Below are 3,020 nucleotides of genomic sequence, written 5' to 3' on the forward strand. Positions count from 1 at the left end.
CTTTGGCCTTGTCATCATTAATAGCGAAACCCAGCCTTTCCAGCTCATTCACTAACCAGTCTGTTTTTTCACTGTTGGATGATTGCACTGAAAACACGGGCTCACCAAGGATGTCCAGGTAAAAATTAACATCACTGAGCAACTGGCCGGCATTCACTCTGGCCATGATCAGAACGTAGTAGTTACCACGGGCGATATCTTCATCAATAATGTCGTAACCACCCACATAACCTTCTGTTTTGGTGGAAAGAGCAAAAGAAAGCGCTTCGTTAAAGCTCCCTGACTTGCCTTGCAGCATCACGCCCTGAACCTGTTGCACGGCATTGCGCATGGCATCCTGAAGCGCGATTTCTCTCGCTTTTTGCTCGCCATTTTTCATTGAGGCCAGTCCTTTGGACTCTACGGTTTGGGACTCACCCGTAAAGGTTGCAATGGTGCTACTGCTGTTCGTGGCAATAATAACTGTGGTGCCGCTGCTTCCAGGTGAGCTTCCAGATGGGCTTTGACGGGAACTCAACGCCTGTACTTTAGCAATATCACTCTGGGTAATGGCAATAGCGACAAAGTACTGGCCATCATATTGACCTTTCTTCAGGGTTTTAGCGGCAGACAAATGTCCTTTAAAGACCGTATCAATCACATCACGAAAGGCTTCCTGTGAATATTCTGAAGTCTCCCCCTGACTCATTTCAGAGATATACTCACTGGCAGAATAGGTGCTGCCACTTATGGTGACACCATTGACCATATCATTGAGATAACGCAGAGCTTCAATTCTGGCTTCTTCGTAGGCTTTTGCTTCAGATGAGCGATCAGAAAAACCCAGTGCCGTAACGTAGTACCCCAGCCCGGAGCTCTGACCACTTTTTACGCCCCCACCGTTATCCAGCAGCGTGAATACATCATCCATAGGTGCTGCATTGACAACAAACGTCAGCACCAGCGGAGCCCAAAGTAACAACTTCTTTAGAACTTTGAGCGTCATGATCAGAGCTTCCAGTTTTCAGGCGTACCCACGGAAACGGCATAGACCTTGTTTCGCTTGAGGTATTCCTTGCCCATGGCTTCCAGCTTGTTCTTTACCTCTGCAGCGTCAATGTCGTCTTCTTTCCAGGTGAACATCACGCCAGAGCCGCCATCCTGTTTAGGCGTGACTTCGCCGGACGCTATGGGGATATCAAGCCCATCATCACTGAGGAAAAGAATCACTGGCTGTTTTACCGCGAAGCCCTGGTTAATACCTGCGTCGATGGCAAAGCGACCATTACGGAAGTTGGTTACACGACCACCAACGGGGTAGTAATCCATAGAGCGATTGACCAGTACCTGAATCGCTTTCTGGGCTACTTCCTTATAGGCTTCCTGCAACTCATTAGCCTCACGATAATCAAACCCGCCCAGGAACTTGCCATTAATAGCAAAGAACCGTTTAGCGGGCATGTTAAAACGGATAGGTTCAAAGGAATGGACAATTTCACCCGTGGTAGGGTTCACGATTTTTGTGGTGACCAGTGTGCGGAAAATAATCTCGCTATGATCACTTTTCTTTTTAATGGCTGTCCCGAACATCATGGAGGATTCCATAACATATTCAGGGTTTAGCTGCTCACCCAGCTGGATTGAACCTTCTTCCACTGTGTTTTCTGCCTGAAAAGCGACTTCATAATCGCAAGCGTCACAGTTGCGTGTCAGGACTTCATAGCGCTTGGTACGGGCCAGCTCATTTTCCAGAAGCTTGGCAATGGTGTCGCTGTCTATGTTTGTAGACTTCGCATCCTTTTCAAATTTAACCCTGTCAATATAAGCGGCAATTCGGATCCTGGAGAATGCCTTCACGTCATAATTATCGGGCAGTTCAATATTTGCGCTGTCTCTGAGAGCATCCGCATCGACTCTCTGAATCTGGGTATTAGCAGAGAGGTCTGCTTCTGAGTTAATTTTCAGACCGCCAGTTGTTTGACAGCCCGCCAGTAAAATACCCAGGGTAGCCACAAGAAGAATTTTTTTCATTTTAAGGTCTGGTGAAAAAAGTAACGGCATCCTTGCCTGGAGATAAAGTTATGCTGCCTGTCAGGTGTTACTGAAATGCGGCATAACTTTGCTGAAGAAATTGAGGATTATTGTGCGGGGACTAATGCCTTAATCTGTCGATAGCTGTTGTAGGATTTAACAACGGTGTTACTAAGGTAGGCAATCTGATTGCCGGTAAGAGCCAGCTTGTCTTTTTCTGCCATCATGTCCTTAAAGCTTACCTGCTTCATCAGAGCAGTAGTGTCCACTCCCTTAAACAGTGCAATATTCTTCAGAGCTACCTGGGCAGCCTCGCCGAGCCCTTTAACAATTTCCTGCGTTTTGCTGTTGTTCACGAAACCAGATATAACTTGCTGCTGTTCAGCAGTGAGGACATCGAAAGCTTTTTTCTTAGCTTCTTCAGTATCTGCCTCTTCAATAAATTTCAAGTAGGTTTGCACTTCTCTATAGTTATTCACCTCCCTGCTGTAATCTTCATAGGCAGGTTTAGCAACCAGAAAGGCAGCATTTACCGCTGTACGAACAATCTCAACATCATCAACCACAGATGGCTGATAACTGCCCTTAATGGACTGAGAGTATAATTCCTTCCCCTGCTCCAGATCGGCCGCGTATTGTTCTGCATCAGTCAGGTTGGAACTACCAGTACTGGCACAACCAGTCATCAGGGAAGCGGCAATGGCAAGAGCAATAAAATTCTTTTTCATTTCGATCTATATCCTAAGCGTAACAATTTTTTTACATCCCACATAAAACAATGGGATAGCGATCATCTTTCAAAAGTTCAAATAAACGCTTCGATGATAATCAGATGCCACCGATCATTTTCTTCCTTATCAACCGGTGCATACATAAACCCAGGATCAGGTCTTTCATCTTGCAAATATGCAAATTTCAAGACCCTGCCCCGTAATATCCCTTCTTATGTTACCGGCGCTTTAGGGCTCCGGCTATGTCATATTCGCTGTATAATATGTCTGATTCGCTTA

General features: G+C 45.9%; 3 protein-coding genes. All 3 read right to left on the minus strand.

The window, feature by feature from the left end; translation table 11 throughout:
* Positions 1-985, minus strand: a 985-nt coding sequence (locus RM811_RS04095) for a hypothetical protein (protein WP_402521021.1), incomplete at its 3' end; no start/stop codon positions are given.
* 2 nt (positions 986-987) lie between these two features.
* Positions 988-2,010: a hypothetical protein gene (locus tag RM811_RS04100; protein ID WP_402521023.1), complete on the minus strand. Its 1,023-nt coding sequence runs from the start codon at positions 2,008-2,010 to the stop codon at positions 988-990.
* Between the two features lie 107 nt (positions 2,011-2,117).
* The gene (locus tag RM811_RS04105) at positions 2,118-2,738 is read right to left on the minus strand and encodes a hypothetical protein (protein ID WP_402521025.1); all 621 of its coding nucleotides are present in this window, start codon (positions 2,736-2,738) and stop codon (positions 2,118-2,120) included.
* Between the last annotated feature and the right edge of the window lie 282 nt (positions 2,739-3,020).

This window comes from Endozoicomonas sp., assembly GCF_031844845.1.
GTDB lineage: Bacteria > Pseudomonadota > Gammaproteobacteria > Pseudomonadales > Endozoicomonadaceae > Endozoicomonas.